Here is a 2,658-nt window from a genome sequence, read left to right on the forward strand (position 1 = left end):
TGTCGGAGCTGGTGTCGGCGCTGGTGTCGGTGCTGGTGTCGGCGCTGGTGTCGGTGCTGGTGCTGGTGTCGGCGCTGGTGTCGGTGCTGGTGTCGGTGCGGGTGTCGGTGCTGGTGTCGGTGCTGGTGTCGGCGCTGGTGTCGGTGCTGGTGTCGGCGCTGGTGTCGGCGCTGGTGTCGGCGCTGGTGTCGGCGCTGGTGTCGGCGCTGGTGTCGGTGCTGGTGTCGGTGTCGGTGTCGGCGCTGGTGTCGGCGCTGGTGTCGGTGCTGGTGTCGGTGTCGGTGTCGGTGCGGGTGTCGGTGCGGGTGTCGGTGCGGGTGTGGGCGAGACAGAAGAAGCCGTAATGTTAATTTGGGTCGGCTGTACTATCTGAGGGTCGGGGCTGAAATAACTTCCCTGTGTAATCACATTTTCCTTCTTTGGACCCCCAGTGGCAATGCTGCCAGCAGTACCGTTGAGTTTGTTATAGTCGGGCCCGACGCTGAAAAGAGTGTTCGAGGCTTCCCCGCCGTGGCGAATGGTGATATCTCCACCATTAGCGCTACCAGTAGTGGATGCGGAAATGCTGCAAGCTTGCGACAAGCAGTTGCGATCGTTTGTGAAAGTGCCTGTCGCTCGGAAATTACGGCCGGCTGTAATGTCAATATCTCCTCCGCCTGTTCGGCCTTCGGTGTTGATATGGGTTACTTCTATGTCGTTGCGCGCGTTGAGGGTGACTTCGCCGCCTTGTTTTTCTTCGGAGTTGGCGTCTATGAATCCTGTTTGAATGGTGCTTGAGGGTGCTGCAATACTAACGTCTCCGGCGTTGCTGTTTTCGTCGATCGACTCTGCGTTGATATTGCCTGTTTCTACTTTTCCTGTACGGCTGGTGACGGTGATGTTGCCGCCTGCGGTGGTGTCGGAGTGGGAGTCGAGATCCGCAGTGCTAATGTCGCCCCTAGCTTCTAGGGCGATCGCGCCGCCTTGGGAACTTGTCAGGTTTCCGCTGACTGCAATGGTGTTGGCTGCTTGAATTTCGATCGCCCGAGCGTTTGCATCTTTTAGTGCCACGTCCCCCGCAGCTACTGCTCGGTTAGAGGCCGTGAGTACCACTTCACCGCTGGCATTGACGCTGAGGCCTGTAGCGTTTGTTTTACCGATGCCTGTGAGCAGTTCGGGCAAGGTTGCGATCGAGAATGTCGAAGCTGTGCTGGATCTTTCACTGCTGCTAGTCGCTGAGGGCGGCTCGATTTCCAAACTCAGCAAATTGCCTCGCTGGCGGATCTGCACTAAATTTGTCCCCAAAACTGATGCTACGGTAATTTGACCGTCTGGGGCCGAAAGGCTGCCTGTGCTGACAACAGTGCCACCGAGCAAGGTTAAGTTCTGCCCTGACTTGACTGCTAAGTCTGCCGTGCTGATAATTGCCCCTGCTCGATCGGCCCCAAAAGCAAAGGAATTGGGCGCGCCTGTCAGAGATGTGTAGGTGCTAGTACCGACAGCGTTAAACGAGTTAGAACCAAATCCAATAGCGGTGGCGGTGGTTGCTGTGAAAGAAGCCGGCACGTTTAAGCTGGCACTGTTGCCAAATATGATGCCGGATGGATTCATCAGAAACAAGTTAGAATTGCCGCCGGTTACTTGAATTAAGCCGTTAATAATCGACGGGTTGCCGCCGCCTATGCCCGCTAAAATGTTGCGAATGTTGGGGTTTGATATAAAGTTGGCAATCTGATTTTCCGACAAGCCGAATTCTTTAAAGCTGTGGAAAAGATTTTGTCGATCGCTCGATAATTGTCCGCCTTGAATATCGAAGCGAGTTGGCTGCCCAGGAGTTCCGTTTTGGGCTGCGGGAGTGACGGTAGTGCCCGTTGCGTCCGCCGCTGGAACAATTGTTTGACCTTCGGCTTTTGCTTGCAAAAAGTAAAGGTTTATTAAGATAATTGGCAGAGAGACTGCCAGTTTGCTTATTCTTTTTTTGGACAGGAATTTAGCCTTTATTTGAATATTTTTGGCGGTTTCCATATGTTTTTAATGGGTAAAATATAGACAAAAAAAATATGAAAATAAACCTAGTTTTTCTGAGAATTTGGGGTTAAAGACTGTATATTTATGAAGCTACCGGGTTTCGGACTGCAAGTGCGTTCCAGACTCACTTTCCCGACTCAGTGAGGAAAATTTCCCTGTAAAATTTGCCTCTGCATTTGCAATTGCCCGAGCGTATCTTCTCCACAATCTAAATATAACTCGCAATGCCTAGAAGCTGTATCTTCCGGATGACATATAAAAAAAACTGGCTTTCCTAGACGCACTCCGACCCCTAGAAACCGTTTTTTTTACATTAGTGAGAGTTTGAAGGAAGTATGGCGGTTTAAAAATTTGCCTTCTGCGGCCAGAACTGACGGGGGAAAATCCACGTAAAAAATCTTTCTTTTCCTTTTATAAACAACAAAAAAAGCCGGCTCTACAATTGCCGACCCTTAAAATTATGACAAAAATAAGAAGTCCTGGACGCAACGGGTACACAAAGTGTAGGGTGCGTCAGAAACGGTCAATTGCTTCTTCATTCCTGGACGCAGAAACCCAGTTTTTTTACGAAAACACTTAGGATCGCGAATTAAATAACTTACAATTTTAATTGTTATTGTGGGATGGGCGTCCCGCCCGTCCAAAAAGGAC

1 protein-coding gene is annotated in these 2,658 nt (G+C 50.8%); it reads right to left on the minus strand.

Annotation, left to right across the window (positions count from 1 at the left end; all coding sequences use genetic code 11):
• On the minus strand, nt 1-2,004 hold a 2,004-nt coding region (locus QUB24_RS33135; protein ID WP_333157816.1), incomplete at its 3' end, for a two-partner secretion domain-containing protein.
• Nucleotides 2,005-2,658 lie beyond the last annotated feature (654 nt).

It is taken from the genome of Microcoleus sp. B9-D4 (assembly GCF_036705105.1).
GTDB lineage: Bacteria > Cyanobacteriota > Cyanobacteriia > Cyanobacteriales > Microcoleaceae > Microcoleus.